Source organism: Parvibaculum sp., assembly GCF_039680535.1.
Classification (GTDB): domain Bacteria; phylum Pseudomonadota; class Alphaproteobacteria; order Parvibaculales; family Parvibaculaceae; genus Parvibaculum.
On sequence record NZ_JBDKSS010000008.1, the window covers coordinates 253982 to 277797 of the forward strand.

Sequence of the window (23816 nt, forward strand, 5' to 3'; positions counted from 1 at the left end):
GAATTTTTGTTAGGCCGCCCCGAGGGAAGGTGCTAGGCTTTTTCATCGGCGCCGTGAAATTGGCGTCGTTCCTTATTCACGATGAGGCGATAAAGGGACTATGGCTACTGGAGTTGTTAAGTGGTTTAACGCCACTAAGGGATATGGGTTTATTGCGCCGGAAGACGGTGGAAAAGACGTCTTCGTCCATATCTCGGCCGTCGAGCGGGCTGGACAGAAGGCCCTGAAGGAAGGCCAGAAGATTCAATATGAACTGGTCGAAGGCCGCAACGGCCGGTTCTCCGCGGAAGATCTGGTCCTCAGCTGACGAGGTCGGGTCCTTGAGCGGATCCCCGCTTCCGCCGAAAGCGATCAAGGCCCTCCTGACCGGGAGGGCCTTTCATTTTTCCGGGGCCCCATTAGCATCGCCCATATGCTGATCGAGGTTCCATTCTATCGCCGCCTGCGCGGTCTCATCTGGGATAGGCCGCTCGACGGCGCCCCCCTCTGGCGCGTCGCGGCCGTCGAAGCCGCCCGCATCGCCTGGGTGGTGGCGCGAGACCTCATCGAAGGGCGCCTCAATCTCCGCGCGATGAGCCTTGTCTATACGACGTTGCTCTCGATCGTCCCTGCCCTCGCCATCGGGTTCGCCGTCTTCCGGGCCTTCGGCTACGACACCTACATAGAGGGCATGCTTTCGGAATTTCTCGGCCCACTTGGCGATCAGGGGCGAGAGATCACCGACCGCATGATGGAGTTCGTGAACCGTGTGAACACGAACGTCCTGGGCACGGTGGGCTTTGCATTCCTGCTCTATACGGTCATTTCGATGATCGGCAAGATCGAAGAGGCCTTCAACAACATCTGGCATGTCGCAGCCAGCCGCTCGCTTGCCCGTCAGTTTACAGAGGTTCTGGGCGTCGGCGTCCTCGGCCCCATTGTGGTGCTCACCGTCCTCGGCATCATGGCGGGGGCGCTGTCGAATTCGATTGTGGGTGGCCTCGCGGAGTTCGCCCCAATTCGCTTTTTCCTGGCGCAAATGAGCCGCGCCGTGCCGTACCTCGTCCTCATCGGCACGTTTGCGTTTCTCTACCTGACGATCCCCAACACTCGCGTGCGCTGGAGTTCCGCCGTCGCGGGCGCAACGGTCGCCGGAATCGTATGGGGTGCTACCGGCTGGGCCTTCGCCACATTCGTCGTGAAGTCGGCCCAATATGTGGCGATATATTCCGCCTTCGCGAGCCTCGTGGTCTTCATGATCTGGCTCTATGTAGCCTGGCTCATTTTGCTGGTCGGATGCGCCATTGCCTTTTATTTCCAGAACCGCGCGCACCTCTCACCTCAGGCCGGCCTCGGCATCCTGAACATGCGGCAGCTTCGCCAGACGAGCCTTCAGGCCATGCTGCTCATTCACGAGGCTTTTGAGAAGGGTCAGTCCCCGTGGACCGACGAGTTGCTGGCAGCGCATCTCCATCTACCGATGGAGGCCCTTCAGATAATCGAGAACGCGCTGGAAGAGGCGGGCCTCATCACCCATTCGGCGGACAGTCCGAGCAAGCTCTTGCCGGGCAAGCCGCCCGAACTCGTCCGCCTGGCCGACGTGCTGGCGGCCATCCAGCGTCGCACCGAGCGTGGCGGCATCGATGATGCCATGCTTGCGCACGAGCCACGGGTCGACAGCTACTTCACTCGTCTTGCCGATGCCGAAGCGAAGGTACTGGATGGGACCACAATGGCTGACCTCCTCCAAATGAGCGCCGGCGCTCCGAAGGGCACAGTGGTCAAAATCTGATCGGGATGGCACCCAAAATTGCCGCGTAGCGCGGCCCACCTTCCATCCTGTTATTCTGCGTACGTAGGAATATTTACTCACACCGAAACAGAAACTCCTGCCGCAGACAGAACGCGCAGCCCAGGCGCCTCAAGGACCACATTCAACGAATGTGGTCCAAGATGAGATCGACTAGTCTGAACATGTCGGAAAATTGCGGTACATTCGCTTGCTCATCCGCCCAGCGCGCGAGGCGCGCAATGGCGGTCCGCGTCGCCGGTGTGAGCTTTGGAGTAATATGATGGGTTGGCGATTTCGAGTTTCTCAGGCGTCGAAGTTATTTTCGCGAAAGGGTCTGAACCAATTCATCGTCGGCCATCTGAAGCTCATCCCCGCAAATGCGCGCGTTCTGAATGTGGGCGCAGGCGGCGACATTCAAGCCCTGACTGAAGCCTGCGCCAGGAAATATGGCTTCTCCGTTGTAAGCACCGACATAGATCCGGCGCGCAAGCCGGATGTTGTCGACGATATCACGCAGTCATCCTTTCCATCCGCTCACTTTGACGCGATTGTGATCATCGAAGTTCTGGAACATGTCGTCGATCCGCTGCGTGCGGCGGCAGAGGTGCAAAGGCTGTTGAAGCCCGGCGGCTCTCTGCTTTTATCGACACCGTTCATATTTCCCCTGCACGACCGGCCGCATGATTTTTTCAGATACACCAAATACGGCCTGTCCAGTCTCTTCAGCGGCCTTGAGGCTCTCGAAATCCGTGAACGAAATTCCTGGCCAGAGGCGGCACTGGTTCTCCTCGCACGCGCGGCTCGAGAACCGAATGCCACGATCGTCTCTGCACCCCTGATGTTGGCGCTCGCCTTCGCGCTTTTTCCAATCGCTTGGCTGGTTGGAAGGCTGATGCCGAGCGATTTTGCCACCTCCGGCTATCTGCTAAGCGGCCGTAAGCCGCAGGAAAGCGAGGCCGCAGGAGCGTTGACTTAGCCCCTGATCGCAACCGATTTATTGACACGAATCACGCTGCGCTTCACGCTGAAGTTCCCTGAGTTCAACAATTGAAAGGAGGTGATCCGATGTCTAACGGTTTGATGACACCGTTTGCCATTGCCAGCATTTCGATCGCGACAGAGGGTCGTGTGGCGAGGCAGGTGAGGTCGGGCACTCCTGTGGACCTTTCCGCCTGAGCCAACATTCTTTTCACCAAGGGGCTTAGCCCCGGTGACGCGACGCTTGCAAATGAGCGACAAACGGAGCGATCCGGCACAGCGTCAATAACGGATCGCGTCGCAGCCGTTTCCTTGGCCGCCGCCCCCTAAGGGGTCGGCGGCCTTTTAACTTTCAGACGATCTTCGTACGGATTGGCATTGATACGGTGTGGGATTACTCGCTTGAGGCAGGCAGTATCAATTCGGCTTTCAGCCCGCCCATCCCGGATGCAGCAAGCCGAAGCTCGCCGCCGTAAAGCTCGGCGATTTCGGTGACGATGGATAGGCCGAGGCCCGAGCCCGGTTTGGTCTCGTCGAGCCGCCCCCCGCGTTTCAGCACCTCGGCCCATTTCTCCTCTGGAACGCCAGGCCCGTCATCCTCGACCGTGATGATGAAGGCCGGTCGGCCCTTCCGGAAATCGGGCAATGGCATCGCCCTGAGCTCGACCCGCGACGCGGCCCATTTGCAGGCGTTATCGAGCAGATTTCCGGCCATCTCCTCGAGGTCTTGCGCCTCGCCGCGGAACCCAAGTCCATCCACACTTTCGGCTGATACTTCGATCTCCCGCTCGACATAGATGCGCTGGAGCGCGCGCGCGAGCCTTGTCAGAACCGGTCCGACCGGCGTGTGTGCCCCAAAGACATTTGCAGAAGCGGCCATGCGCGCGCGGGCCAGATGATGGTCGATCTGCTCTCGCATTGTCGCCGCGATCCGCACCACCTGCTCCCCGAAGGCGTCCGGGTGCGCCCGCGCCTCATTGGTGAGAACGGAAAGCGGCGTCTTCAATGCGTGAGCGAGGTTGCCGACATGGGTACGGGCACGCTCCAGCACTTCGCGATTGCTGTCGAGAAGCGAATTGATCTCCTCGGCCAGCGGCTCGATCTCCGCGGGGAACTGGCCTTCGAGCTTGGTCGACCTGCCCGACCGGATCGATGCAAGTGCGCGACGCACCCTGTCGAGCGGCTGCAAACCGAAGCGCACCTGAATGAGCAGCGCCACCAGAATGCCCAGACCGAGGCCCGCCATAGCCGTAAAGACCGTGGAATTGAAGCGACTGATATCGTCTTCCATCTCGGCCTTGTCGGCGGCCACCGCAAACGACACAGGCACATCGTAGCCCGGCAACATCAAACGACGCTCGACCACGCGCAAGCGCTGGTCCTCAGGCCCAATCGCGTCGAAAAAGCTCGCGCCCGAGACATCGCGCGTCGCATTGGTGGAATTGGTGAGATCGATGGCCTGGTCGAAGAGCGAGCGTGAGCGCAATGCGAGCCGCTGCGCCAGCGGAGCGATCTGCCAATACCACCCGGAATAGGCAAAGTCGAAGCGGGTCTCGTTGAGATCGCGTGTTCGCGTCAGCTGTTTCCTGTCGCCAACATCCGTTGTCGCGACAAGGCTGCCGAGCAGTACTTCGAGGCGCGCATCGAAGGAACTCTCCACCGAATGCCGGAAAATGGAGGAAAGGATGATGCCCCCGGCGACCAGCGCAATGGCGCTCCAGAGCGCCGCGCCTGCAATGAGACGAAGCGCGAGACTATCTCTGATGTGGATATTTCTAGGCAGCATCTTCCGGGGCCGCGAGGCGGTAACCAAGGCCCCTCACCGTCTCGATCATGTCCTTGCCGAGCTTGCGGCGCAAACGCCCGATAAAGACCTCGATCGTGTTGGAGTCACGGTCGAAATCCTGATCGTAAAGATGCTCGACGAGTTCAGTCCGCGAGATGATCCGTCCTTGATGATGGATCAGATATTCGAGCAGCCGATATTCAAGCGAGGTTAGTTTCACCGCCGTGCCGCTGACCGTCACACGCGACGTTCGCGTATCGACGCGCAAGGGGCCGCATTCGAGTTCGCTCGTCGCGTGGCCGGTCGATCGGCGCAGCAACGCGCGCAGCCGCGCCAGAACTTCTTCCATGAAGAATGGCTTGGCGACGTAATCGTCGGCGCCTGCATCGAACCCCGCCACCTTGTCCGACCAGCGGTCGCGCGCCGTCAGGATCAGCACCGGCATGTTACGGCCCGCCCGACGCCATTTCTCGAGCACCGTCACGCCATCCATTCCGGGAAGGCCCAGATCGAGCACGACAGCGTCATAGGGCTCCGTCTCGCCGAGAAAGTGGCCTTCCTCGCCGTCCGTCGCCTTGTCGACGACGTAGCCCGCGTCCGTGAGCGCGCTCACGAGCTGACGGTTCAGATCGGGGTCGTCCTCTACGACGAGCAACCGCATGCGTCAGCGCCCTCCCTGGCGATAATCGAGTATGTCGCCGGTGGCGGCATCCGCAGAAACGATGCCTACATTTCCGTCCGGCGTCATCAGCTTGATGAGATAGACCGGACGGCCGCCCGCGTCCACAAGCTGCGCGTCGAGAAGCTGGCCCGGATAGCGCGCGTGCACATTCCGCAGCACCTTGCCCAGCGGCAGGATACGACCGGAACGGACGCCCTCGCGGGCGTCGTTCTGGTCGGAGCGCATATCGGCCCGTTCGATGGGCCGGCCGATCACGGAGTGCTCGCGAGGCCAGGACGCAGCCGCCGCTCCGCCGCCCGGAAGGGCGAGGAGGGCAACCATTGCGAGAGCGATATGTATCTGCGTCCTCATCATGCCTCGGTTCTAGGTCATCGAGACTGAACCCTTGATGAACGGGACGCGCTTCAGAACCCTGAAAAACTCGCCCATTCTTCCATTGGGGCCCGTTCGGTCCGCAGGCCGTTGATCGGCGCCGAGGTGTCCATGTAGCCAAGCCCCATTCCGCAGAAGAGCATAAGCTCCGACGGCATGTTGAGAAACTCCCCGATCGTCTTCGGCCAGATGGCCCAGGCCTCCTGGGCGCAGGTGTGAAGCCCGTGCTCCCGGGCCATCAGCATGACCGATTGCGCGAACATGCCGAGATCGGCCCATTGGTCGGTCCCCATTTGCCGGTCGATGGCGAAAAACAGAGCCACCGGCGCATCGAAGAACTGGAAGTTGCGCGCGAACTGCTGCAGGCGCCCCGCCTTGTTCTCGCGCGCCACGCCAATGGTTGCGTACATGTCTTCGCCGCACTTGAAGCGGCGTGCCTTATAGGGCTCCTTCAAATCCTTCGGATAGATGTCGTATTCCGACCCCTCGCCGAAAGGCGCCGTCTTCTGCTTTTCAGCGATCAGCGCGAGGAAATCCTTCAGCCGCTGGTTGGCGACGGCATAGACATGCCAGGGTTGCAGATTGCCGCCCGAGGGGGCCCATTTCGCGCCGTCGAGGATGGCACGCACCGTCGCCTCCGGCACCGGCTTGTCGAGGAAGGCACGGCAGGAAATGCGTGTCTTCAGGGCGTCAAGTACATCCACAGCTCGTCTCCATCAAGATTGGAAGCCGCCTAGCACAAGGCCGGGCGACAGATACAAAATGCAGGTCAGTCAGCCTCACCGGGCGGTCACGTAAGGCCACAAACCATCCGCGCCCCTAGCCAATGTCTCGCGGCCGAGCCAATCGGCCCATTCGGCGCCGGATCCAAATTCCGTCCGCCATGACCAAAGCCGGCGCGTCGCAAAGTGCAGGCCGTGCTCATAGGTAAAGCCGATTGCGCCATGAACCTGATGCGCGATGGAAGTCGCCGCGCTCGACGCATCGTCGGCGCGGACCTTCGCCACGGCAACCTCGAACGCCGCAGCGTCGCCTGAGCTGACCTTGTCGGCGCGGGCTGCAGCATGCGCCGCCGCAATGCCGACCGCCGCCGATTGCGTCGAGAGGACTGCGAGCTGCTGCTGGATCGCCTGGAACTTGCCGATCGGCTTTCCGAACTGGGTCCGTTCGTTCGCATATTGCACAGACTGTCGCGTGAGATAGTCGAGCGCACCGGCCATCTGGCTTGCGCGTGTGAGTGCGCCATAGAGCCGTACAGCATTCCCCGGCAGCCCGGCCCACGCCGTATCGACGACGACATGGTCGAAGGTCAGCGTATCGCGCGGCTCGCGCGCGACGTTCTGCCCTTTCTCGATCCGCGCATATTGAAGCGGCGCCAGAACGGTTTCGACGCCCCACCCGCTCTCGACCACGGCAACGGCATGTGTCGCGTTGCGCCCCCAGGGCACGTTTCGCGCGACACCCGAAAGCCTGCCGCTCTCAAGCTTGAAGTCGCCTTCCATGACCGTGACGATGCCCTCCGGCACCGCGATGCCCGCCCGTCCCAGAATGAAGCCCGCGAGGATGGCTTCGGCGAGAGGGACCGGCGCCGCGTGTTCGCCTGCCGCCTTCAGTACCACATGGGCGTCTTCCCATTTGGCGCCCGCGCCTTCCTGCGCCTCAGGCACCAGAATGCGCGTCATGCCGTTCTCGACCAGGGCGTCCCAGAGCTCGGCGGGCCATTGGCCATCTTCCGCCTGCTGGATGGTCTCCTTGGTTGCAAGATCGCCAAGCAGCTTCGCGACGCTGTCGGAGAGGATCGTCTGCAATTCGTTCATGGCGCTCTCCTCAGCGAAGTCCAAGCCCGCGGGCAATGATGCCCCGCAGGATTTCGCGCGTGCCGCCGCGCAACGAGAAGGAAGGCACGGTTTGCGTCAGATAACCAAGCACCTGCTCGAAATCGCTGCCCGTGCCGATCGTTGGTGCAATGCCCAGCAGCTCATGGGCGATCACCGGCATGTTCTGTTCGAAGACCGCGCCGAGATCCTTGACGACGGAGGCTTCGAGCGCCGGATTCTCGCCCTTGTCGAGCATACCGGCGACCGACAGCGACATCTGGCGCAGCGTCACGAGATGCGCGACGAGGCGACCGATCTCTCTCGCCCCCTCCGCGCCGCCTTTCTTCTGAAGCTCGCGGATCATTTCGACCATCAGCAGGAAGCTCGAAAGATAGCGCTCGGGACCCGATCGCTCGAAGGCCAGTTCCGCGTTGACCTGCGCCCAACCGGAGCCTTCCGAACCGACCAGCATGCCGTCCGGCACAAAGGCGTCCTGGAAGACGACCTCATTGAAATGCGAATTTCCTGCGAGATCCTTGATCGGACGGATGGTGATGCCATCCGTGTTCTTCAGATCGACGATGAACTGTGTCAGCCCCGTGTGCTTGTCCGGGCTCGTACGGAAAAGGGCAATCATGTAGTGAGCGTGATGCGCGCCCGAGCTCCACAGCTTCGTGCCGTTGACCCGGTAGCCGCCGTCGACCTTCTCGGCCTTCGTGCGCGTCGCGGCAAGGTCCGAGCCGGAGTCAGGCTCCGACATCCCGATGCAGAAATAGCACTCACCCCGCGCCACCTTCGGCAGGATGAGCTGGCGCTGCGCCTCCGTTCCGAAATTCAGCAGCAGCGGACCCGACTGGCGGTCGCCGATCCAGTGCGCGCCCACAGGCGCACCTGCGGCGAGCATTTCCTCGAGCACCACATAGCGATCGAAGGCCGACCGCTCATGCCCGCCATATTGCTTTGGCCAGCGCATGCCGATCCAGCCCTTCGCGCCCATCTTGCGGCTGAACTCCGGATCGGAGCCCGACCATGTCTGAGCCCGCGTCACGGCAGGAATATGCTTCAGCTCGACGTCAAGGAAATCGCGCACTTCCTGGCGAAGTCCCTTCGTCTCCTCCGGCAATTCGCAAAGATCGAAACGGAATGTCTGCATTCTCTTTTTTCTCTCAGGTCACGATCGCGGTGGAACCGCCGTCGATACGCAGATTGAGCGCCATCAGGGCGCCCGCGCGAGGGCTTGCGACAAAGCTCACGAGGTCGGCGACCTCCGCCGTCGTGGTCACATGCCCCGTCAGATTGCTCATGAATGTCTTGAGGACATGGGGTTCGATCTCCTCCCATGTCGTGCCCCAGCCCTTTTCGTAGCCCTGCGCGAGGAAGCGTTCCTCCACTTCCTTCGTGCGGATGAGGCCGGGACTGACGATGTTGACCGTAATGCCCGTACCGGCCAGCTCCTTGGCAAGGCTGATCGTCATCGTCGCAAGCGCGCCCTTCGCCGCATAATAATGCGGCATGCGCGCGGCAGGCTCCGTCGAGCCGATGGTGCCGAGCATGATGATACGGCCCCAATGCCGGTCCTTCATCGTGGGCACGCAAAGACGCGTCATCCGCACGGCGGAGAGCACGTTCTTCTCATAGGCATCGATCCAGTCGGGCGTTTCAGAACGCGACCAGGAGCCGGCCTCGGCGACACCGTAATTGTTGATGAGAATATCGATCGGCCCAGCCGCGGCAACTGCGGCATCATGGGCAGCCTTGGCACCTTCGTCCGTCGTGATGTCGCCCGCAGCCGCAAATGCCTCGAACCCGGCAGCGCGGATCTCAGCAGCCGCGCCGGCGGCATCGCCCTCCGCAAATCCATGCACGACGACCCGTGCGCCCTCCGCTGCCAGCCGTTCCGCGATGACCCGCCCCGTCCCGCGATTGCCGCCTGTCACGAGCGCCGTCTTGCCTGCAAGCTGAAGATCCATGAGCCTCCCCATATGCCGCGACCCGGGCTGCGGCTTTGTTGGAAGCCATATTTGGCGTGAAGAGGGCCGAGCGGCAAGCGCCTATGCCGGATTCTGAGGCGTCTGAGGTGAAAGATCAGAATTCCGCTGCGGCAACCGGCGCCGGCTGCGACGAGCCAGAGATGTGGGGAAAGGCCTGACCGGTATAGAAGCCCGCCGCAAAAATAAGTGCGGCGGCAAGCACGAATCCCAGGATGCGAAGAAATGGATACCTCGGACCGGAATTCGTGAAGATCGTCCGGCGCGGCTCAAACATCCTGCGCGACGAAAAAATACGAGGCCGTGCCATGAAACCCCATCATCGAAACTGAGTGAAGCAAAGGACTTCACGCGGCTCCCCCGGGTCGCGCCCCACCCTTATAGGGGGTCGGGGCCCATCCGTCACCCCTTGAGGCCGCACGAGGCCTGCCCCAACCTTCAAGGAGGGAGCAGGCGCCCGGCCGTCTCGCCTTAGGCCCCGACGCCCGTCAACGCCATGTAATGCACGGCAAGCCTTACGGCTCCGCCTGTAAATGATCCCCCTACGGATGAAATCCGAAGAGGCGTCGCGCCCCAATATGTGACAGGCGTGCCGGACGGTCCGATGACCGTGGAGCCGGCCGCCACGGCGATGCCGTTGCCGTAGCGCGCGCCGTCGGCCGCTACGCCAAGATTCCATGCGGTCGCCCCGGTAATCCCGGCGAGAACCCGCCCCGTGACGCCAACCACGATGGCGCGGTCGGGGATCGCGAAGGAGGTGTCGTTGTAGCTGCCGGCGACAATCGTGTGGTCGCCCTCAAGAATGGAGAGCATCGTCGCGGCGCCATGCGCGCTCACGACGCCGGCGCCCGACGGCTCCCGCGCCCATACGGTTCCCGACCAGTAGACGAATTCGTCGGCGCCTTCATCAAAGGCGCGCCATCCGGTCTGTGGTGCGAAAAAGCTCCACACCCCATCGGCGAAGGCGGCGATCTGTCCTGCCGCCGAACTCCACGCGCCGGATGGCGATCCGGCCACAATATAGCGGTCGCCCTCCACAGGAGTGGATGGCGGCGTATTCAGCGCGCGCGACCGCACCGAAAGCTGCACCAGCGCGTCGAGCGCACGCAGCCCTTCATTCACCGTCACATGCTTCTGCGCCTGTGCCGCTTCGAGGTATGGAAGTTTCAGATGCAATGTCTCAGACATGTAGTGTCGCCTCTCGTGCGGTTCCGCGCCCGAATGCGCGGCTTATCTGCGCAACGCGGAAGTTGAGCGTCGCAAATGTTGCCGATCCGAAATCCTCGATCTGCATCGCGGACGAATAGCTGAGCGCCGCGCTCGTCACATCGAAGCTTCGCACCACGCTGCCGCCACTCAGAATGTCGAGGGCGTAGCGTTCCTCTTCCTCTCCGAGCGGCACGTCCACGCCCAGCCAGCCATCGCCGTTAACGCGCGTGCGCCGCGTCCAACCGATCGCGATGTCGCCGCTCGCCTCGCGTCTTGCGCGCAGATGCACCGGCGACAAGGGCCGCAGGCCCACACCCTGAAAGACCTGCGCCGCCGATGCATAGCTCGCATCGTCGATCGGTTTCGATGCCGGGCCCCAGGCCCATATCCGCTCCAGCCCGCGCTCATTGTCGCCAAGGCCGATCTCGTTCACCGCTCCGTCGATCAGCATGAAGCGCGCGCCCGCCGCGAGCGAAGACCGCATCGCAGCCTCCGTCCCCGCCTGTCCGCGCAGAAGCCCGGAAAGCTCGTAGGTCCCTGCCGAAATTAGCGCTGCTCCACGAAACTGGATGACCTCCCAGTCTCCGTCGGGCGTCTGCACCGCCGCGACATTCGCGCCGCCAAGCACCGCACTTTCGGTCGCCGAGGACAGCGCGCCGGAGACCAGCGAAACCGTCAGCACCTGCGAATAGTCCCAGCGCGAGGTCACGCCGGGGGCTAGGGCGCTGGTTGTTCGGCCTAACGTCGCCTCCCGCGAAATCACCCGGTCGAGCGCGAAACCGTTCCCGGCGTTCTTCCACAGCGCAACGCCACCCGGCCATGGATCGGCCGCCACCGCGACGCGCGGCGCATAGGGTGTTTCCTCGCCCGTCAGCATCGGCAGGTCGAGAAAGACCGCAAGCGGCACGCCATAGCTCGCCACCGTTGCCGCGCTTCCGGTCCTCCGTGGCGCCGAAAATCGGCCATAAAGGCTCGCCTCGCTGGCCACCGCCCTGGCCTCGCGATGTTCGCCATCGGTCAGCGCCATCAGCCGATAGCGCGCTGTCCGTGCGGGCAAGGCAAGTTCCACCACGTCGCCCGGATCGAGAGCGACAAGCGAGGGCGGAAGCTTCAGCGTCGCGGTCTCGCGCTCGCTCCAGCTCTTCTGCAGCCAGATATCCGCGACGCCCTGCGCATCCTCCGCCGTCATCACCATGGGCATCGTCGCGGATGAAACGCGCTGCGTCGAAACGCCGAGCCTGCGCGCCTCCACTGTCGCCTGCCGGTACTCCGTCCCGCCGTCGATAAACGACAGCTTGGCGGAGAGAGGCAGCTCGGTCTCCTGTCCCCGCGTCAGTCTGTAGCCGGCCTCGGCACTATCCTCCTCCACCGCCAATCGATCCGGCGTCAGCACCGCGACGGGCTGCGCGCCATAATGCCGGAAGCGGATGACGCCTTCGCTCTCCGCCGCATCGAAGAAGCGCGCAAGCATCAGCGGCTCGATCGCCTGCCGTGGCGACATGATGCGGTCGATCACGAACCCTTCGACAACACCCGCAAGCTCGCCGACATCGAACGCCGAAAACCCGACATCGCCGAGAATTGCCGAGACGAGCGCGCCGAGCGGCACCGCCCCCAGCCTGCCGTTAAGCCAGTGGCCGCGTTGCCAGTTTTCTCCGTCGGCCCAAAGATCGGTGCGGTCCGGAAAGGCGGGAAATGGCCGCGCATCCCATGTCCAGAAGAACATGTCGCCCGGATCGAGCATCCTGCCGCCATAAACAGACGACACCGGATTATGCGCGCCCTCTTCGCTCCAATAGCCTGTCTGAGCTTCGATGAAGCAACGCTGGATGTAATCGTCGCGCGTGCCCGTCGAGAAATGCGGCATGGCACTCTCCGACGATTTCGCGTCGACGAAAAGATTTGGCTCGTTCGTCCCCTTGTCGATGGCCGGACAGCCGATCTCCGTGAACCAGACCGGCTTTCCTTGCACCACCCACGCCGTCGTCACCGGGCTTTCCACACCGCCGGGCCGGTCACGATGTTCGTTCGCCCACCACGAGCGAATATCCTTGGCGCGGAACACCCAGGGCTTGCCATAGGCGCCATCGGTGATCGGCGAACGTATTTGCGCCGCGCGGTCCGCATCGCTCGCATAATACCAGTCGAAATCTTCGCCGCCCGCGATGCGCGATTTCAGATAATCGATATCGTAGATCGTGTCCGCCAGGTCGCGGTCGAGATGGTCGTTCGTCTTCCGCCAGTCCGTCAGCGGCGCATAGGCGTCAATGCCGACAAAGTGGATGTTCGAATCCGCCCACAACGGATCGAGATGGAAAAAACGGTCGCCCGTCCCGTCCGCCGGATCGTGCCCCGCATATTCCGTCCAGTCCGCCGCGTAGGAAATCTTCGTCGCCCCGCCCAGAATGCCGGCGACATCGGCCGCCAGCGTCTTGAGCGCCGCCACCGCCGGATAGGTCGAGGCATCGCTGCGGATTTGCGTCAGCCCCTTCAGTTCAGAGCCGATGAGAAACGCATCGACGCCGCCCGCCGCCGCACAAAGATGCGCGTAGTGCAGGATCATGCGCCGATAGGACCATTCCTCCGGTCCCGAATAGGTCACGGCATTGCCTACGACGTGAAAGTCGCCCGGCCCCGCATCACCGAAGAAATCGGCCACCTGCGCCGCCGCTGCCGCCGTCTTGTCGACGCTCCCGGCTTGCCCCGCCGCAGGCGAGCAGGTGATGCGTCCGCGCCAGGGATAGGCCGGCTGCGACGCCGCTCCGCTCCATGGATCGGCGAGCGTATTGCTCCCGGGTATGTCCATCATCACGAAGGGATAGAAGACCGTGCGAAGCCCGCGCGACTTCATGTCCCCGATCGCACGAACGACCGACGCGTCGGATGGCGTTCCGCCAAAGGCTGGCATGCCGTCCACCTGGCTCACCGCCTGCGCCGCGCCGCGCGAAATGCCGCCCGCGCTCCATGGCTGCGGCGTCGTGATCTTCCAGCCCGTCTCGACCTTCGGCCGTACCGTGCATTGCCCGCAGCGAAGATCGTCGCCGAACCAGCTCACCACCAGCGAGGCGCTGGCGACATTGGGGCAAAGGTCCTGCAACTGATCCAGCGCCGCCGCCCAGTCGCTCCCGCTCTCGCTTGAATGCGTGTTGACCGCGCGGCTCGAACTCTCGCTCAGGATTTCGCGTACGGCATTCGTGTCGTAGACGAACTCTCCGGCTCCCGGGATGATCGTCACCGCCCGCACCGCTTCCTCGACGTCGCTCAGCGAACGAAAAACCTCGAATGAAAGCTGCGGAATGCGATTGCCGTAATCGGCCAGCGGCAGGTCCTCGAAAACGATATAGGCGACGCCACGATAGGCAGGTGCATTGCCCGTTCCTTCAACAGCTTCGATGGTGGGGTCAGGCATCTGCGCACCGTCGCCCTTGTGCAACCGCCAGGTCACATCTTCGAGCGTCATCGCGTTGCCATCGGCCCAGACGCGGCCGATACGCGTGATCGGTCCTTCGCAAAGCGCGACGGCAAAGGAGACCGTATAAGAGTAGCTCGTCACGCTCGCGCCACCGCCGCCCTTGCCGCCGGTGCTCTCCGTCGACTTGTGCTCCTTGTAGTTCGTGGCCCAGATCAGCTGCCCGCCAAGCCGTGCGCGTCCATAGAGGCGCGGCACGGGCGCGCCTTCGGTCGATGACAGAACCTGCAAATCGGAAAGCCGCGGACCTTCCGAGTTCGCGACGGTCGAACCGAAAAGCTGCTGATCGACATAGGAGCCGAGCCCCGCTCCGATAGCGCCTCCCAATGCGGCGCCGCTCACCGTCGCGCCGAGAAAGCTGAGGCCACCCGGCAGAAACGCGCTGCCGAGCGCAGAGCCGGCCGTCGAAAGAAGTAGCGTCGCCATCAGTCGGTCACTCCCGGAAATCGGAACGCATAAGCCATGCGCGCGCGCCACCACGGGCCGAGCGACGTCTCCACGACCGCGCGCCCGGAATAGGCATGAACCATTCGTCCCCCGTCGGTCAGAATGCCCGCGTGTTTCGCCGGCCCGCGCCCGCGCATGCGGAAAAGCACCACGTCTCCATCCCGCGCCTCGTCCACACCGACCTCGATGAGATGCCGGCGCGCCGCATCCGCCATCGCCTCGACGAGCGCTCCGTCCGCGCCCGGCGCCTCCGCCCAGTCGGCGGTATAGGCAGGCGGCGTCTCAGGCTCGGCTCCATGGAACTCGCGCCACAGCCCGCGCACGAGCCCAAGGCAATCCGTGCCCGCGCCCTTGCAGCTCGCCTGATGGCGATAGGGTGTGCCGATCCACGCCCGCGCCGCCGCGACGATTGCATCGCGCGTCAGATCAATTCCGGCTTCCGCCATCGTTCACCGCTCCCGAGCGTGCATAGGAAATGACGTAGTCGTTGCCCGGCATGTGCGGGAAACCGCGAAAATTCGCGCCATTGCCGAATTTCGCGCGGCAGGTCGAGAACTGCTTGTCGCAACCCGCCGTCACGCTGAACGCGTCGCCCGCCGCAATCCCGCGCGCCATCGCCTGCCATATCTCGATGGTCGCGCCCTCCGCGCTCAGCGAGTGCAGCTTCACTTCGCATCCCGCGCCCGCATTTTCGCCACTCGTGAAGACGATCCGACCACGCTCGAACCATCCTTCGGCAAAGGCGCCCAATCCCGAAGCCGTAATCACGCGATTATCTTCCGAAGAGAGCACCAGCCCCTCGCCCCTTATGGCCACGGCGCCGAGGTCGACACCGCATCGCGCGTCGCCCAGATCGGCGTCGCAGCCATATTGAAAGAGCCGGCCTACGGGCTGGTTCAGACGATGTGCAAGCCCCCTCAACTCCGCCGTGAAGGCCGTCGCGCCACGGCTCACCTCGCCCAGATTTCCTCTCCGCATCAGCACGCGCTGCTCCGGCGCCTGCCAGTTCACGCGCCAGATTTCGACCGAGGCGTCGTCGTAAATGCCTGCCGCAAGATCGCCTTCGTCGAGCCGCTCCGAATTGAGCCCGCCCGCAAGGTCGAGATTGTCGACCGCCAATCCGGCAGAACTCTCGACCGCGCTCGCCGTGAACCCAGCTGCCGCTTCATAAGTCACGCCGTCGATGACGATATCCCCGTCATGGTCGGTGAAGCCCATCACGCGGCCGTCGCCGCGCGTCAGCTTCCAGCAGTTGCATATCGTCGTCGTCCCGCCTGCGAGATGCGCGGCGAATTCGGGAAATAGGGACTTCATGGGTCAGAGCCTCAATTCGACAACCGGCACATTGGCGATCGAACCCGCTTCGAACGCCGCCAGATTGATCTCCAGGAAATCGGTGTCGAACCGCACCGGCACATCGAACTCGAATCCCGCCGTCACCACCGCGCCGAAAGCTGGCGCGACCGTAAAGCTGACGACTCCCGTCGTCGTATCGACTGAAAACGCGGCGCCCGCCATCGCCGTGCCATCGACTGCCACGCTGACGCTTCCCGCCACCGGCTTGATGATCGGCCGCTCATAGACGATGCCGCCGGATGTATAGGTCTTCGCTAGTTGAAACGTCCGCGTCGCGCCGTCGCCCGTCCCGATCATCTGGTCTGTCGCGCTCGCCACCGCGCCCGGCGCACAGGATTTGCAGTCCGCTCTGTCCTTCCAGCGGAAGCCATAGAGCCGCCCATGGCGCGCCTCGAAAAAGCCGATCAGCTCATGCACATCGTCGAGCGAGCGCAAGCCAAGCCCGGCATTATAGCGACGCCGCGAATGCGCCCAGGGGCTGTTGCGTTCCTCCGCGCCGGAGCCGAGCGTGACAATTTCGGTGCGCCGCTCCGGTCCCCCCGTCGCGCCGAAGGCGATATTGGTCGGAAAGCGAATTTCGTGAAACGCCATGTCAGAGATTCCTCGCGCCGCGGTTCGCCATGCGGTTGAGCATTGCGGCAATCTGCGTCTCGGAGCGCCGGAAGCTCGCCGCATCCGTTGCCGTCACGTTGAAATGGATGGTCACCGGCTGGCTGTTGCCCTGCGCCGCGACGCCGAGCCGCCCATCGCTCCCACGCTGAAGCGGCATGATGGCTTCCGGCCCCGCCTCGCCCGCGAGCCCGGTCCCGTTCTCCAGCGGAAAGAGCATCGGGCTCGACAGCACACCGCCTTTCGCAAAGGGCTTCACGCGGCCGCCCGCGATTACATTGCCGTCGGCACTGGCGAAAAGCGTTCCCAGCGACGAGACGAGAGAGCTGCCCGCCGAATTCGCCACCGATTTGACGGCGTTGTTGAGAACGAGCTTCGAGAGATCGAGCGCCAGCGTCTTCAACGTGTCCGACAGCGATCTGCCTTTCAGCGCAACATCGTCGAAGGCCCGCGTCAGCGCCGATCCGAAATCGCGCCCGCCCGACGAGGCTCGCCGGTAATTGTCCGTCACCGAGGAAAGGGTACGCGCCGTCTCCGTGCCGAAGTTCCTGGTTGCCGCAGAAGCCGCATCGAGCGCAGCGGCCAGCGCCGACGGATCGTTCGGATCGGTCATCCTGTCTCCTGTCATGAAGTGGGTAATGCCGCGTCAGCGGCAGGCGGCGCGCACCTGATCGCGGAGGCCCGCATAATCGGCCATGAAGCGGCCCGTCGAAGAACTGGAACCAAGCCGCTCTATCTCATCGGCAACCGCTGCCTGTTCCGCGGCCGTATAGTCGCGGAGATGAAGGCACGGCGTTTCAGAAGGACCCGCCGCGCAGCCGGCGCAGAGCATCGGACTGATCGTGAGGAGCCGCAGCCAGCGCTTCGCCGATCGCATTCTGCTTCTCCACTTCTTTTGCAAGGGCGGCGGCCTCATCCTGTCTCTTCGCGAGGAGATAGGAGAGCCACGCCGCGCCGAACTGTCCCAGAATGCCGATGAGCTTCGCGAGAAGATCGATCACGCCTGCGCCCCGCCCTCCGCCACGCCAAGCCGCGCCTCGATCATTCGTCCGAGATGCTCGCCATCGAGCCCGAGCGCTTTCACCGTCTGCGGCACATGGAGAAGCGCATAATTGGCGGCTTCCGCGACGACCTCGCTTTTCACCGAAACCGTCGCATGGCCATCCTCCGCCGCCTTGAGCTTCGACATGGCAAAGGCGATGCCCATGCCCAGCGTCTTGTCGAGGATCTGCCCCAATTCCCCATCGCGCTTGGCCTTCAGAAACGCGCAGGCCCTCGCCACGACGACCGAAGCAAGCGCCGTCAGCGTCGCCAGGACGAGTTCGTTCACAAGCGGCTGCAACGCCGCCACATCGATCGCATACATGCCATCCACCTCATTCAATCTGGAAATTTTCGCAGCAAGCTCTCAAACGCATCGCGTGCCGGCGCCTCTTGCGCCGGAGCACCGCGTCTTGCGGCGGTCGCCAGTTCCGGCAGCGTCATGCGCCAGAATTGTTCAGACGAGAGACGCAATCGGCCGAAGCCGATTTCCATTGCCTCCGCCCAGGGAAAACGCTTCACGTTTCGCCGCCAAAGGTTGCTGTCAGCAGATCGGCAACGATAGCGATGTAACCTGCTGCGCCGCCCTCGACATTCATTCGCGCGACCTCTTCGTCGCTCACTGTATCGCCCGCGCCGCGAAGTCCGGCGCCGATGACGCGGATCGCGTCCCGTGCCGATATGCGTCCGGTCTCGAAGCGCGACGCGAGCGCAAGCATGTCCTCGCCGCCGAATGCGTCTTCAAGTTCCGCTAGCGCGCCGAGCGTCAGAACCAGCGTCCTGCGTTCGCCGCCGAGTAATGCGGCGATCTCGCCCCTGTGCCTGTTGGCCATGTCGTTCCTCACAATGCCGTAAAGGTGAGCGCGCCCGCGCTTTCGAGCGACATGTCGAATGTCACTTCGCCATCATGCTCACCGGCGAATTCCAGCGCCGTGATCTGGAAGGCGCCCGCAACCGTTCCGAAATCGGGGACCACGACCTGCCAGTTCCTGATCGCGCCATCGAAAAAGACCTGCCGAATGCTTGCGTCCGATGCCTGATCCCTGAAAATGCCGCGCCCGCTGATCGAAGCGGAACGCACGCCCGCGCCTTCGAGCAGTTCGCGCCAGTGTCCTGCGGAATCCGCGTTGGTCACGTCGACGCTGCGCGCATTGAAGGCGAGCGCCCGTGTCCGCAGTCCCGCCACCGTCGTGAATGTTCCCGCTCCGTCCGCGTCGAGCTTGACGAGCAGGTCCTTGCCTTTCTGGGCTGCCATGATGTCACTCCATGATTTCGGTAAGCGCGCGGAAGCGGATCGTTCCACGCCAGGTGATGCCGTCCGGCTCGCGCCGCGTTTCCGCATCGAGGAAGCGGATGCTCACCAGCCTCGCACCTTCCGGCGTCAGGCTAGCGTCATGCAGCGCCGCGTTGACCGCGCCGAGGATGGTCTTTGCCTCTGCGCGGCCGCCTCCGCGCGAATAGACATGGAAGGTCAGGCGATGTTCGCCGCCATCGCTATCGCCGCTGCTCCAGTCGCTCACCTGCGCCTCGCCCAGCGTCATGTAGGGAAAGCCCGCGTCGCCCGGCACATTGTCGTAGATGCGTCCGTCCACGAGAGCGGCGAGCGGCGCATCGGCCGAGAGCCGCGCATAGATCGCCCTCTGCAAGGCGAGGTCGGCGTCATAGACGCTCATGGCCGCACCTCGCACTCGATGGCGAGCCATCGCCTGTGCCCGTCGGGATCGTGCCGCCCCGAAATGTCGAGCACCCGTCCGCGCCAGCGAAGTCGCATCTCCGCCGTCACGTCGTCGCGATAGCGGATGACAACGCGGTAAGGCTCGCGCGCCTCCTCGCGCTCGGTGGCGGCGAGCGTCGCTCCCTTGAACGAGATGACTTCCGCCCGGACGGTCGCCAATGTGCTCCAGCCGATCGACGCCCCGCCCGCGCCATCCTCCGCCCGCACCGGCATTTCGATCGTCACGCGCTCGCGCAGCCGTCCCGGATCACTCCCGCTCACAGCCGGAACCTCCGGTAAGGCGCGATCAGCGCCGCCACGGTCAACGGAATGTCGGAGACCGCGCCGTCGAAGGCGACCGGCAGCCGCGTCTCATACCAATGCGCGACGAGCATCAGCACGGCCTGCTTCAACGGCTGGGGAACGCTCTCCGCTCCGCCATAGCCTGCCGTGAAATCGACGGCGACGCCCGCCACACGCCGCTTCGTCATCGGCCACGCGGCGCCTGGCGCACGCCAGATGCACGGCGGCTCGCCGCCGAGGTCGAGCTCGTAGAGCGCCGCGTCGAGTGTCTCGTCAGGCGCAGTTCGCGCGACAAGCGAAATCGCCGCTACCGCGCTCACCGGCGCGAGCGGCAGCACAATCGCCTCCTCCGGAAACTGATCGAACAGCAACCGCCAGTTCTGCGTCACGAAGGCGCGCCGCGTTTCCGCCTCCAGCGTCGCACGCGCCGCCGTGATGAGCGCCGTCACCAGCATGTCTTCGCTCGTGTCGTCCAGCCGGAGAAACGCCCGCGCCTCGGCAAGCGTCACCGGCTCCTCGGCCGGCCCCGCCGTCAGGATGAGTGTCATGAGATGTCTTTCGAGATTGAGAGTGTCGTCCCGGCCTTCGGAGGGAGGGGCGAAAGCCGGGACGCCCCGCAAGGCCGGTTACGCGACCGGCTTCACATTCGCCCTGGTCAGAAGCGCCAGCGCCGCCACCGGCGTTCCCGCCGTATGCGTTCCGGTAAGCGCGAGGCTCACGCGGCTATAGCGGGCATTGCCGACATAGCCGATGCGATAGGCCATCTGCGCCTTCGCCGCGGCGTCGACGGTGGCAAAGACACCCGCCGCCGAAACCGCCACGCCCGATGTGAGCTTCGCATCGGTCACGGCCACCCAGCTCGTTCCGTCCTCCGAGGCTTCGAGCTTCACATCCGTCTTGAGCGTCGAGGACAAGGCGTCGCCACTCGCGCCGAAAAGCACGATGTGCTCCACCGCCTCGAAACCCTGCCGATCGACTGGTGCGCCCGCGCGCGCCGCCGTCGTCACCGCCGGATCAAGCGTCTGCACGGTCTTGATGTTGTGATGAATGTCGCGCATCGCGTTCTCCTTATGCCGTTCCGAACTTCAGAAGCTTCAGCGCCTCGAAGTTCTGCACGCCGCCGCCCACGCGCTTCGTCGTGTAGAAGAGCACATAGGGCTTGGCGCTATAGGGATCGCGCAGCACGCGCACGCCGAGCCTGTCGACGATGAGATAGCCGCGCTTGAAATCGCCGAAGGCGATCGCCGTCGCATCGCTGGCGATGGAAGGCATGTCTTCCGCCTCCGTCACCGGATAGTTGAGCAGGGTCGGCGGCGCGCCGGCGGCGATGCCCGGCTGCCAGAGATAGTTGCCTTCCGCGTCTTTCAGCTTGCGAATGGCGCTCTGCGTCGCGCGGTTCATCACGAAGCGCGCATTGGCGCGATAGCCCGCCTTCACCGAATAGATGAGGTCGATCAGCACGTCGGCGGGATTGGAGGTCGGGAAGGCGCCCGCCGCGCCCGTGACGAGATAGCCGAGCTTGCCCCAGGCCCAGTTGGCATTGGCCACCTTGGCATAAGAGAGGAAGCCGCGCGGCCTGCGAATGCCATCGCCATTGACGAAGGCCGTGCCCTCCTGTTCCGCGAAGGCCGTCTGCACTTCTTCCGCCAGCCACTGGTCGATGTTGATCGCCGCATCGTCGAGCAGCGTCGAGGTCGCCGCCGGCATGGCGTAAAGTTCCATGGCCGGAAACTCGATTTCAGAAAGCCCCGAAGCGGAAGTCTCCGCCCGCGCTTCCGTCTCGCCCACCCAGCCGCTCGCCGGACCGGAAACCGTGAAAGGCTTCTTGTAGCTCGCCGCGCCGATCTGGCGCACACCGGCAATGGCGCGGATCGGCGATGCATCCGACACGATGCGGTCGATCAGGCGTTCGGTTTCCGCCGGCACCAGATAGCCGCCATCGGGATCGGACTGCGCCGAAAGCGCCTTGGCTTCCAGCGTGCGCAGATCCTGCGCTTCGCCCTTGCGCACATAGAGGTCGAAGGCGCGCTTGTGCTCGCGCCGCGCCGGATCGAGCCGCATGCGCGGCTCGCCGCCGATTTCCGGCCGCGCCAGCGTCAGCGCCAGCTCGTCCACCGTTTTCTTCTGCCGGTCCAGCGCGCGGTTGATGCGATCGACCTTTTCTTCCGTCACCACGTCGGCGGAAAGTTTCCTCTCGATCTCATCCAGGCGTTCGTCATTGGCCTGCTTGAAGTCCTCGAAGGCCGAGAGAAACTCGTCCATCGCATCGCGAACCTCATGCGCGCCGACGCTTTTGACCTCCGGCGCGCGCGCCTCACCCTTCAGCGACGCCCCGATGCGCGGGACGCCGTTCATGAATGCACTCATGTGCTCTCCTCTTGATGTCAGTTGAAAATGCGCGCCGCCTCGCGGAATGCCCGCGCCAGCCCCGCGCCATCGCCTCCCCTCGCGTCCCGCGAAGCTGGAAGCGCCTTGTATCCGCCCGCCACGATGCGGCGGGCCTCCGCCCGGCTGAACCCCGCATCCCGCGAGAGCCAGCGTTCGAATTGCCGTTCCGTCGGCCGTTCCGATTTGACGGCGCTGATCCGCGCCTCGGGCTGCATCGGAAAGGTCACGACCGAGATTTCCCAGAGATCGACTTCGATCAATTTGCGAAGCCCCGTCTTCCCGTCCTTCGTCGCCTTCACGACGTGGTAGCCGATGGAAAGCCCGTCCACGGCGCCCGCCCGCATCAGGCTGAGGACCTCGCGCGAGCGCCCGACATCTGGCAGCAGCTTCCCCTCGACGCGTAGCCCGCGAATATCCTCACTGAGCTTCAGCCACACGCCGATCACTTCATTCGGGTCGTGCTGATAAAGCATCTTGATGCCGCGCGGACCGCGCTTCGCGAGCGACGAGCGGAAGGCGCCGGGCATCACCACATCGCGCCCCAGATCCTCCTGCCCGAACAGCGACGCATAGCCCTCGAAACTCCCATCCTCCTTCAGCCCCTTCACGTCGAACCGCGTCGCCTTCTGTTCCGACCGCCTGCCCTGTTCCACTTGACCTCCAACCAATAAAAAAGGCGCCCTAGGGGGCGCCTTCACGTCTTCTCTGATCTTTCCCGTCATGGCCCGGCTCGTCCCGGCCATCCACGTCTCTCCTCTACCTCGTCATGCCGGACCTGATCCGGCATCCATCTTCCCTCCTCGCAGCAAAGATGGACCCCGGATCAAGTCCGGGGTGACGAAAGAGGAACCGCATCACCTCCGCGCCACCGCCCGATCCAATTTCTCCTCGATCCGCGCGAGGCTCGCCCGCATCGCCTGCGACTGTTCCTCCAGCCGCGCCGTGCGTTCGACCACTTCATCCGTGCGCCCCGACCGCAGTTCCAGTGCCGTCAGCCGCTCTGCCGCCGCACCCGACCATGTCAACGCCGCCCCCGTTTGCAGCGCGATGGTCACGACCAGCGCCACCGGAATATGCCGGTCGAGCTTCCAGCCCACGTTGTCGCCAAGTTTCATGGTCCCCTCCGGCCTCGCCTGAAATAATTGCGTCATCCCGGCGAAAGCCGGGATCCATCTTCCTCGCAGGTCGCGCGGCAAAGATGGATCCCGGATCAAGTCCGGGATGACGGCTCAACGTAGGGCAGCGCACTCAGCCTCACTTCTTCCCATATCCTACTGCCGCGCGCTTCTCGTCCTCGGTCAGGAAGTCCGCCTTGCCCACACGCGCCCACAGCGCCTCGCGCTCCGCCGATAGCGCCTCGACCTGATCCGTGTCGTAGCCCAGCCGCAACCCCTCGCCGAAACGCGGACCAAGCCAGCGCGTCAGCGACCGCGCGGTGCGCGAGACGAGCGGCAGCACCGTCTGTCGCCAGAAGGTCCGGTTCGCTTCCTGATAATTCGAAAACGTATTGTCGCCGGGAATGCCGATCAGCATCGGCGGCACGCCAAAGGCGAGCGCGATTTCGCGGGCCGCCGCGCGTTTCGCCTCGATGAAGTCCATATCCTTCGGCGTCAGCCCCATCGCCGTCCAGTCGAGCCCGCCTTCGAGCAGCAGCGGACGCCCGGCATTGGCCGCGCCCTGATAATTCTCCGCCAGTTCGCGCTTCAGCCGCTCGAACTGGTCCTCCGTCAGGTTCCGCGCCCCATCGCCGCCCTTGTAGACCAGCGCGCCGGAAGGCCGCGCCGCATTGTCGAGCAGCGCCTTGTTCCATTGCCCCGCCGCATTGTGAATATCGACGGCGAAAGCCGCCGCCTCCCCCGGGCTCATGCCGTAGTGATCGTCGGTCG

At 63.9% G+C, this 23816-nt stretch carries 29 protein-coding genes; 3 read left to right on the top strand and 26 right to left on the bottom strand.

Features of this window, described 5'->3' with window-relative positions; all coding sequences use genetic code 11:
• The first annotated feature begins 100 nt into the window (after positions 1 to 100).
• From ABFC66_RS05140 to ABFC66_RS05150, 3 genes are all read left to right on the top strand, one after another.
• A complete protein-coding gene (locus ABFC66_RS05140) occupies positions 101 to 307 on the top strand; it encodes a cold-shock protein (RefSeq protein WP_346739890.1) in 207 nt (68 codons plus the stop codon).
• 105 nt (positions 308 to 412) lie between these two features.
• Positions 413 to 1771: a YihY/virulence factor BrkB family protein gene (locus tag ABFC66_RS05145; RefSeq protein ID WP_346739891.1), complete on the top strand. Its 1359-nt coding sequence runs from the start codon at positions 413 to 415 to the stop codon at positions 1769 to 1771.
• 277 nt (positions 1772 to 2048) lie between these two features.
• Positions 2049 to 2747: a class I SAM-dependent methyltransferase gene (locus ABFC66_RS05150; RefSeq protein ID WP_346739892.1), complete on the top strand. Its 699-nt coding sequence runs from the start codon at positions 2049 to 2051 to the stop codon at positions 2745 to 2747.
• 396 nt (positions 2748 to 3143) lie between these two features.
• Here ABFC66_RS05150 and ABFC66_RS05155 read toward each other — a convergent pair whose 3' ends face one another.
• From ABFC66_RS05155 to ABFC66_RS05280, 26 genes are all read right to left on the bottom strand, one after another.
• Positions 3144 to 4535 (bottom strand): ATP-binding protein, encoded by a 1392-nt coding sequence (locus tag ABFC66_RS05155; protein WP_346739893.1) that lies wholly within the window; start codon positions 4533 to 4535, stop codon positions 3144 to 3146.
• The gene (locus ABFC66_RS05160) at positions 4525 to 5196 is read right to left on the bottom strand and encodes a response regulator transcription factor (RefSeq protein WP_346739894.1); all 672 of its coding nucleotides are present in this window, start codon (positions 5194 to 5196) and stop codon (positions 4525 to 4527) included. Before ABFC66_RS05160 ends, ABFC66_RS05155 begins: the two co-directional genes overlap by 11 nt.
• A gap of 3 nt (positions 5197 to 5199) precedes the next feature.
• Complete coding sequence (locus tag ABFC66_RS05165; RefSeq protein ID WP_346739895.1) at positions 5200 to 5571, bottom strand: PepSY domain-containing protein; 372 nt, start codon at positions 5569 to 5571, stop codon at positions 5200 to 5202.
• Between the two features lie 50 nt (positions 5572 to 5621).
• Positions 5622 to 6293 (bottom strand): nitroreductase, encoded by a 672-nt coding sequence (locus ABFC66_RS05170; protein ID WP_346739896.1) that lies wholly within the window; start codon positions 6291 to 6293, stop codon positions 5622 to 5624.
• Positions 6294 to 6368: 75 nt separating this feature from the next.
• Complete coding sequence (locus ABFC66_RS05175; protein ID WP_346739897.1) at positions 6369 to 7406, bottom strand: acyl-CoA dehydrogenase family protein; 1038 nt, start codon at positions 7404 to 7406, stop codon at positions 6369 to 6371.
• A 10-nt stretch (positions 7407 to 7416) separates the two neighbouring features.
• On the bottom strand, positions 7417 to 8559 hold the full coding sequence (locus ABFC66_RS05180; protein ID WP_346739898.1) for an acyl-CoA dehydrogenase family protein: 1143 nt from the start codon (positions 8557 to 8559) through the stop codon (positions 7417 to 7419).
• Between the two features lie 13 nt (positions 8560 to 8572).
• Positions 8573 to 9376 (bottom strand): SDR family oxidoreductase, encoded by an 804-nt coding sequence (locus ABFC66_RS05185; protein WP_346739899.1) that lies wholly within the window; start codon positions 9374 to 9376, stop codon positions 8573 to 8575.
• Positions 9377 to 9865: 489 nt separating this feature from the next.
• On the bottom strand, positions 9866 to 10582 hold the full coding sequence (locus tag ABFC66_RS05190; protein ID WP_346739900.1) for a DUF2793 domain-containing protein: 717 nt from the start codon (positions 10580 to 10582) through the stop codon (positions 9866 to 9868).
• Complete coding sequence (locus ABFC66_RS05195) at positions 10575 to 14498, bottom strand: glycoside hydrolase/phage tail family protein (RefSeq protein ID WP_346739901.1); 3924 nt, start codon at positions 14496 to 14498, stop codon at positions 10575 to 10577. The genes ABFC66_RS05190 and ABFC66_RS05195 overlap by 8 nt, the downstream gene beginning before the upstream one ends.
• The gene (locus ABFC66_RS05200; RefSeq protein ID WP_346739902.1) at positions 14498 to 14965 is read right to left on the bottom strand and encodes an NlpC/P60 family protein; all 468 of its coding nucleotides are present in this window, start codon (positions 14963 to 14965) and stop codon (positions 14498 to 14500) included. The genes ABFC66_RS05195 and ABFC66_RS05200 overlap by 1 nt, the downstream gene beginning before the upstream one ends.
• Entirely contained in the window at positions 14946 to 15833 is an 888-nt protein-coding gene (locus tag ABFC66_RS05205) for a DUF2163 domain-containing protein (RefSeq protein WP_346739903.1), read from the bottom strand. The genes ABFC66_RS05200 and ABFC66_RS05205 overlap by 20 nt, the downstream gene beginning before the upstream one ends.
• Positions 15834 to 15836: 3 nt before the next feature.
• Complete coding sequence (locus ABFC66_RS05210; RefSeq protein WP_346739904.1) at positions 15837 to 16466, bottom strand: DUF2460 domain-containing protein; 630 nt, start codon at positions 16464 to 16466, stop codon at positions 15837 to 15839.
• A 1-nt stretch (position 16467) separates the two neighbouring features.
• Positions 16468 to 17097 (bottom strand): phage tail tape measure protein, encoded by a 630-nt coding sequence (locus ABFC66_RS05215; protein WP_346739905.1) that lies wholly within the window; start codon positions 17095 to 17097, stop codon positions 16468 to 16470.
• A gap of 184 nt (positions 17098 to 17281) precedes the next feature.
• The gene (locus ABFC66_RS05220) at positions 17282 to 17485 is read right to left on the bottom strand and encodes a hypothetical protein (RefSeq protein ID WP_346739906.1); all 204 of its coding nucleotides are present in this window, start codon (positions 17483 to 17485) and stop codon (positions 17282 to 17284) included.
• Entirely contained in the window at positions 17482 to 17850 is a 369-nt protein-coding gene (locus ABFC66_RS05225; RefSeq protein WP_346739907.1) for a hypothetical protein, read from the bottom strand. Before ABFC66_RS05225 ends, ABFC66_RS05220 begins: the two co-directional genes overlap by 4 nt.
• 14 nt (positions 17851 to 17864) lie before the next feature.
• Positions 17865 to 18047: a rcc01693 family protein gene (locus ABFC66_RS05230; protein WP_346739908.1), complete on the bottom strand. Its 183-nt coding sequence runs from the start codon at positions 18045 to 18047 to the stop codon at positions 17865 to 17867.
• The gene (locus ABFC66_RS05235; RefSeq protein ID WP_346739909.1) at positions 18044 to 18358 is read right to left on the bottom strand and encodes a gene transfer agent family protein; all 315 of its coding nucleotides are present in this window, start codon (positions 18356 to 18358) and stop codon (positions 18044 to 18046) included. The genes ABFC66_RS05230 and ABFC66_RS05235 overlap by 4 nt, the downstream gene beginning before the upstream one ends.
• A gap of 8 nt (positions 18359 to 18366) precedes the next feature.
• On the bottom strand, positions 18367 to 18780 hold the full coding sequence (locus ABFC66_RS05240; RefSeq protein WP_346739910.1) for a phage major tail protein, TP901-1 family: 414 nt from the start codon (positions 18778 to 18780) through the stop codon (positions 18367 to 18369).
• Positions 18781 to 18784: 4 nt separating this feature from the next.
• On the bottom strand, positions 18785 to 19198 hold the full coding sequence (locus ABFC66_RS05245; protein WP_346739911.1) for a DUF3168 domain-containing protein: 414 nt from the start codon (positions 19196 to 19198) through the stop codon (positions 18785 to 18787).
• Positions 19195 to 19521 carry a phage head closure protein gene (locus tag ABFC66_RS05250; protein WP_346739912.1) on the bottom strand — a complete coding sequence of 109 codons (327 nt, stop codon included), beginning with the start codon at positions 19519 to 19521 and terminating at the stop codon, positions 19195 to 19197. Before ABFC66_RS05250 ends, ABFC66_RS05245 begins: the two co-directional genes overlap by 4 nt.
• Positions 19518 to 20090, bottom strand: a complete 573-nt coding sequence (locus ABFC66_RS05255) for a head-tail connector protein (RefSeq protein ID WP_346739913.1) — start codon at positions 20088 to 20090, stop codon at positions 19518 to 19520. Before ABFC66_RS05255 ends, ABFC66_RS05250 begins: the two co-directional genes overlap by 4 nt.
• Before the next feature lie 78 nt (positions 20091 to 20168).
• Positions 20169 to 20600, bottom strand: a complete 432-nt coding sequence (locus ABFC66_RS05260) for a hypothetical protein (protein WP_346739914.1) — start codon at positions 20598 to 20600, stop codon at positions 20169 to 20171.
• 10 nt (positions 20601 to 20610) lie between these two features.
• Positions 20611 to 21909, bottom strand: coding sequence for a phage major capsid protein (locus ABFC66_RS05265; RefSeq protein WP_346739915.1), 1299 nt, complete (start codon positions 21907 to 21909; stop codon positions 20611 to 20613).
• Between the two features lie 17 nt (positions 21910 to 21926).
• Complete coding sequence (locus tag ABFC66_RS05270; protein ID WP_346739916.1) at positions 21927 to 22583, bottom strand: HK97 family phage prohead protease; 657 nt, start codon at positions 22581 to 22583, stop codon at positions 21927 to 21929.
• 201 nt (positions 22584 to 22784) lie between these two features.
• Complete coding sequence (locus ABFC66_RS05275) at positions 22785 to 23045, bottom strand: hypothetical protein (RefSeq protein ID WP_346739917.1); 261 nt, start codon at positions 23043 to 23045, stop codon at positions 22785 to 22787.
• A 139-nt stretch (positions 23046 to 23184) separates the two neighbouring features.
• Positions 23185 to 23816, bottom strand: a 632-nt coding sequence (locus ABFC66_RS05280; protein WP_346739918.1) for a phage portal protein, incomplete at its 5' end; no start/stop codon positions are given.

Bases quoted from the DNA above. Each gene is read 5' to 3' on its own strand.
- ABFC66_RS05155 (WP_346739893.1), bottom strand. From the start codon at position 4,535: ATGCTGCCTAGAAATATCCACATCAGAGATAGTCTCGCGCTTCGTCTC.
- ABFC66_RS05145 (WP_346739891.1), top strand. From the start codon at position 413: ATGCTGATCGAGGTTCCATTCTATCGCCGCCTGCGCGGTCTCATCTGG.
- ABFC66_RS05260 (WP_346739914.1), bottom strand. From the start codon at position 20,600: ATGCGCGACATTCATCACAACATCAAGACCGTGCAGACGCTTGATCCG.
- ABFC66_RS05225 (WP_346739907.1), bottom strand. From the start codon at position 17,850: ATGTATGCGATCGATGTGGCGGCGTTGCAGCCGCTTGTGAACGAACTC.
- ABFC66_RS05255 (WP_346739913.1), bottom strand. From the start codon at position 20,090: ATGACACTCATCCTGACGGCGGGGCCGGCCGAGGAGCCGGTGACGCTT.
- ABFC66_RS05235 (WP_346739909.1), bottom strand. From the start codon at position 18,358: ATGGCCAACAGGCACAGGGGCGAGATCGCCGCATTACTCGGCGGCGAA.
- ABFC66_RS05265 (WP_346739915.1), bottom strand. From the start codon at position 21,909: ATGAGTGCATTCATGAACGGCGTCCCGCGCATCGGGGCGTCGCTGAAG.
- ABFC66_RS05195 (WP_346739901.1), bottom strand. From the start codon at position 14,498: ATGGCGACGCTACTTCTTTCGACGGCCGGCTCTGCGCTCGGCAGCGCG.
- ABFC66_RS05165 (WP_346739895.1), bottom strand. From the start codon at position 5,571: ATGATGAGGACGCAGATACATATCGCTCTCGCAATGGTTGCCCTCCTC.
- ABFC66_RS05210 (WP_346739904.1), bottom strand. From the start codon at position 16,466: ATGGCGTTTCACGAAATTCGCTTTCCGACCAATATCGCCTTCGGCGCG.
- ABFC66_RS05185 (WP_346739899.1), bottom strand. From the start codon at position 9,376: ATGGATCTTCAGCTTGCAGGCAAGACGGCGCTCGTGACAGGCGGCAAT.
- ABFC66_RS05180 (WP_346739898.1), bottom strand. From the start codon at position 8,559: ATGCAGACATTCCGTTTCGATCTTTGCGAATTGCCGGAGGAGACGAAG.
- ABFC66_RS05200 (WP_346739902.1), bottom strand. From the start codon at position 14,965: ATGGCGGAAGCCGGAATTGATCTGACGCGCGATGCAATCGTCGCGGCG.
- ABFC66_RS05190 (WP_346739900.1), bottom strand. From the start codon at position 10,582: ATGTCTGAGACATTGCATCTGAAACTTCCATACCTCGAAGCGGCACAG.
- ABFC66_RS05205 (WP_346739903.1), bottom strand. From the start codon at position 15,833: ATGAAGTCCCTATTTCCCGAATTCGCCGCGCATCTCGCAGGCGGGACG.
- ABFC66_RS05140 (WP_346739890.1), top strand. From the start codon at position 101: ATGGCTACTGGAGTTGTTAAGTGGTTTAACGCCACTAAGGGATATGGG.
- ABFC66_RS05245 (WP_346739911.1), bottom strand. From the start codon at position 19,198: ATGAGCGTCTATGACGCCGACCTCGCCTTGCAGAGGGCGATCTATGCG.
- ABFC66_RS05215 (WP_346739905.1), bottom strand. From the start codon at position 17,097: ATGACCGATCCGAACGATCCGTCGGCGCTGGCCGCTGCGCTCGATGCG.
- ABFC66_RS05275 (WP_346739917.1), bottom strand. From the start codon at position 23,045: ATGAAACTTGGCGACAACGTGGGCTGGAAGCTCGACCGGCATATTCCG.
- ABFC66_RS05240 (WP_346739910.1), bottom strand. From the start codon at position 18,780: ATGGCAGCCCAGAAAGGCAAGGACCTGCTCGTCAAGCTCGACGCGGAC.
- ABFC66_RS05150 (WP_346739892.1), top strand. From the start codon at position 2,049: ATGATGGGTTGGCGATTTCGAGTTTCTCAGGCGTCGAAGTTATTTTCG.
- ABFC66_RS05160 (WP_346739894.1), bottom strand. From the start codon at position 5,196: ATGCGGTTGCTCGTCGTAGAGGACGACCCCGATCTGAACCGTCAGCTC.
- ABFC66_RS05175 (WP_346739897.1), bottom strand. From the start codon at position 7,406: ATGAACGAATTGCAGACGATCCTCTCCGACAGCGTCGCGAAGCTGCTT.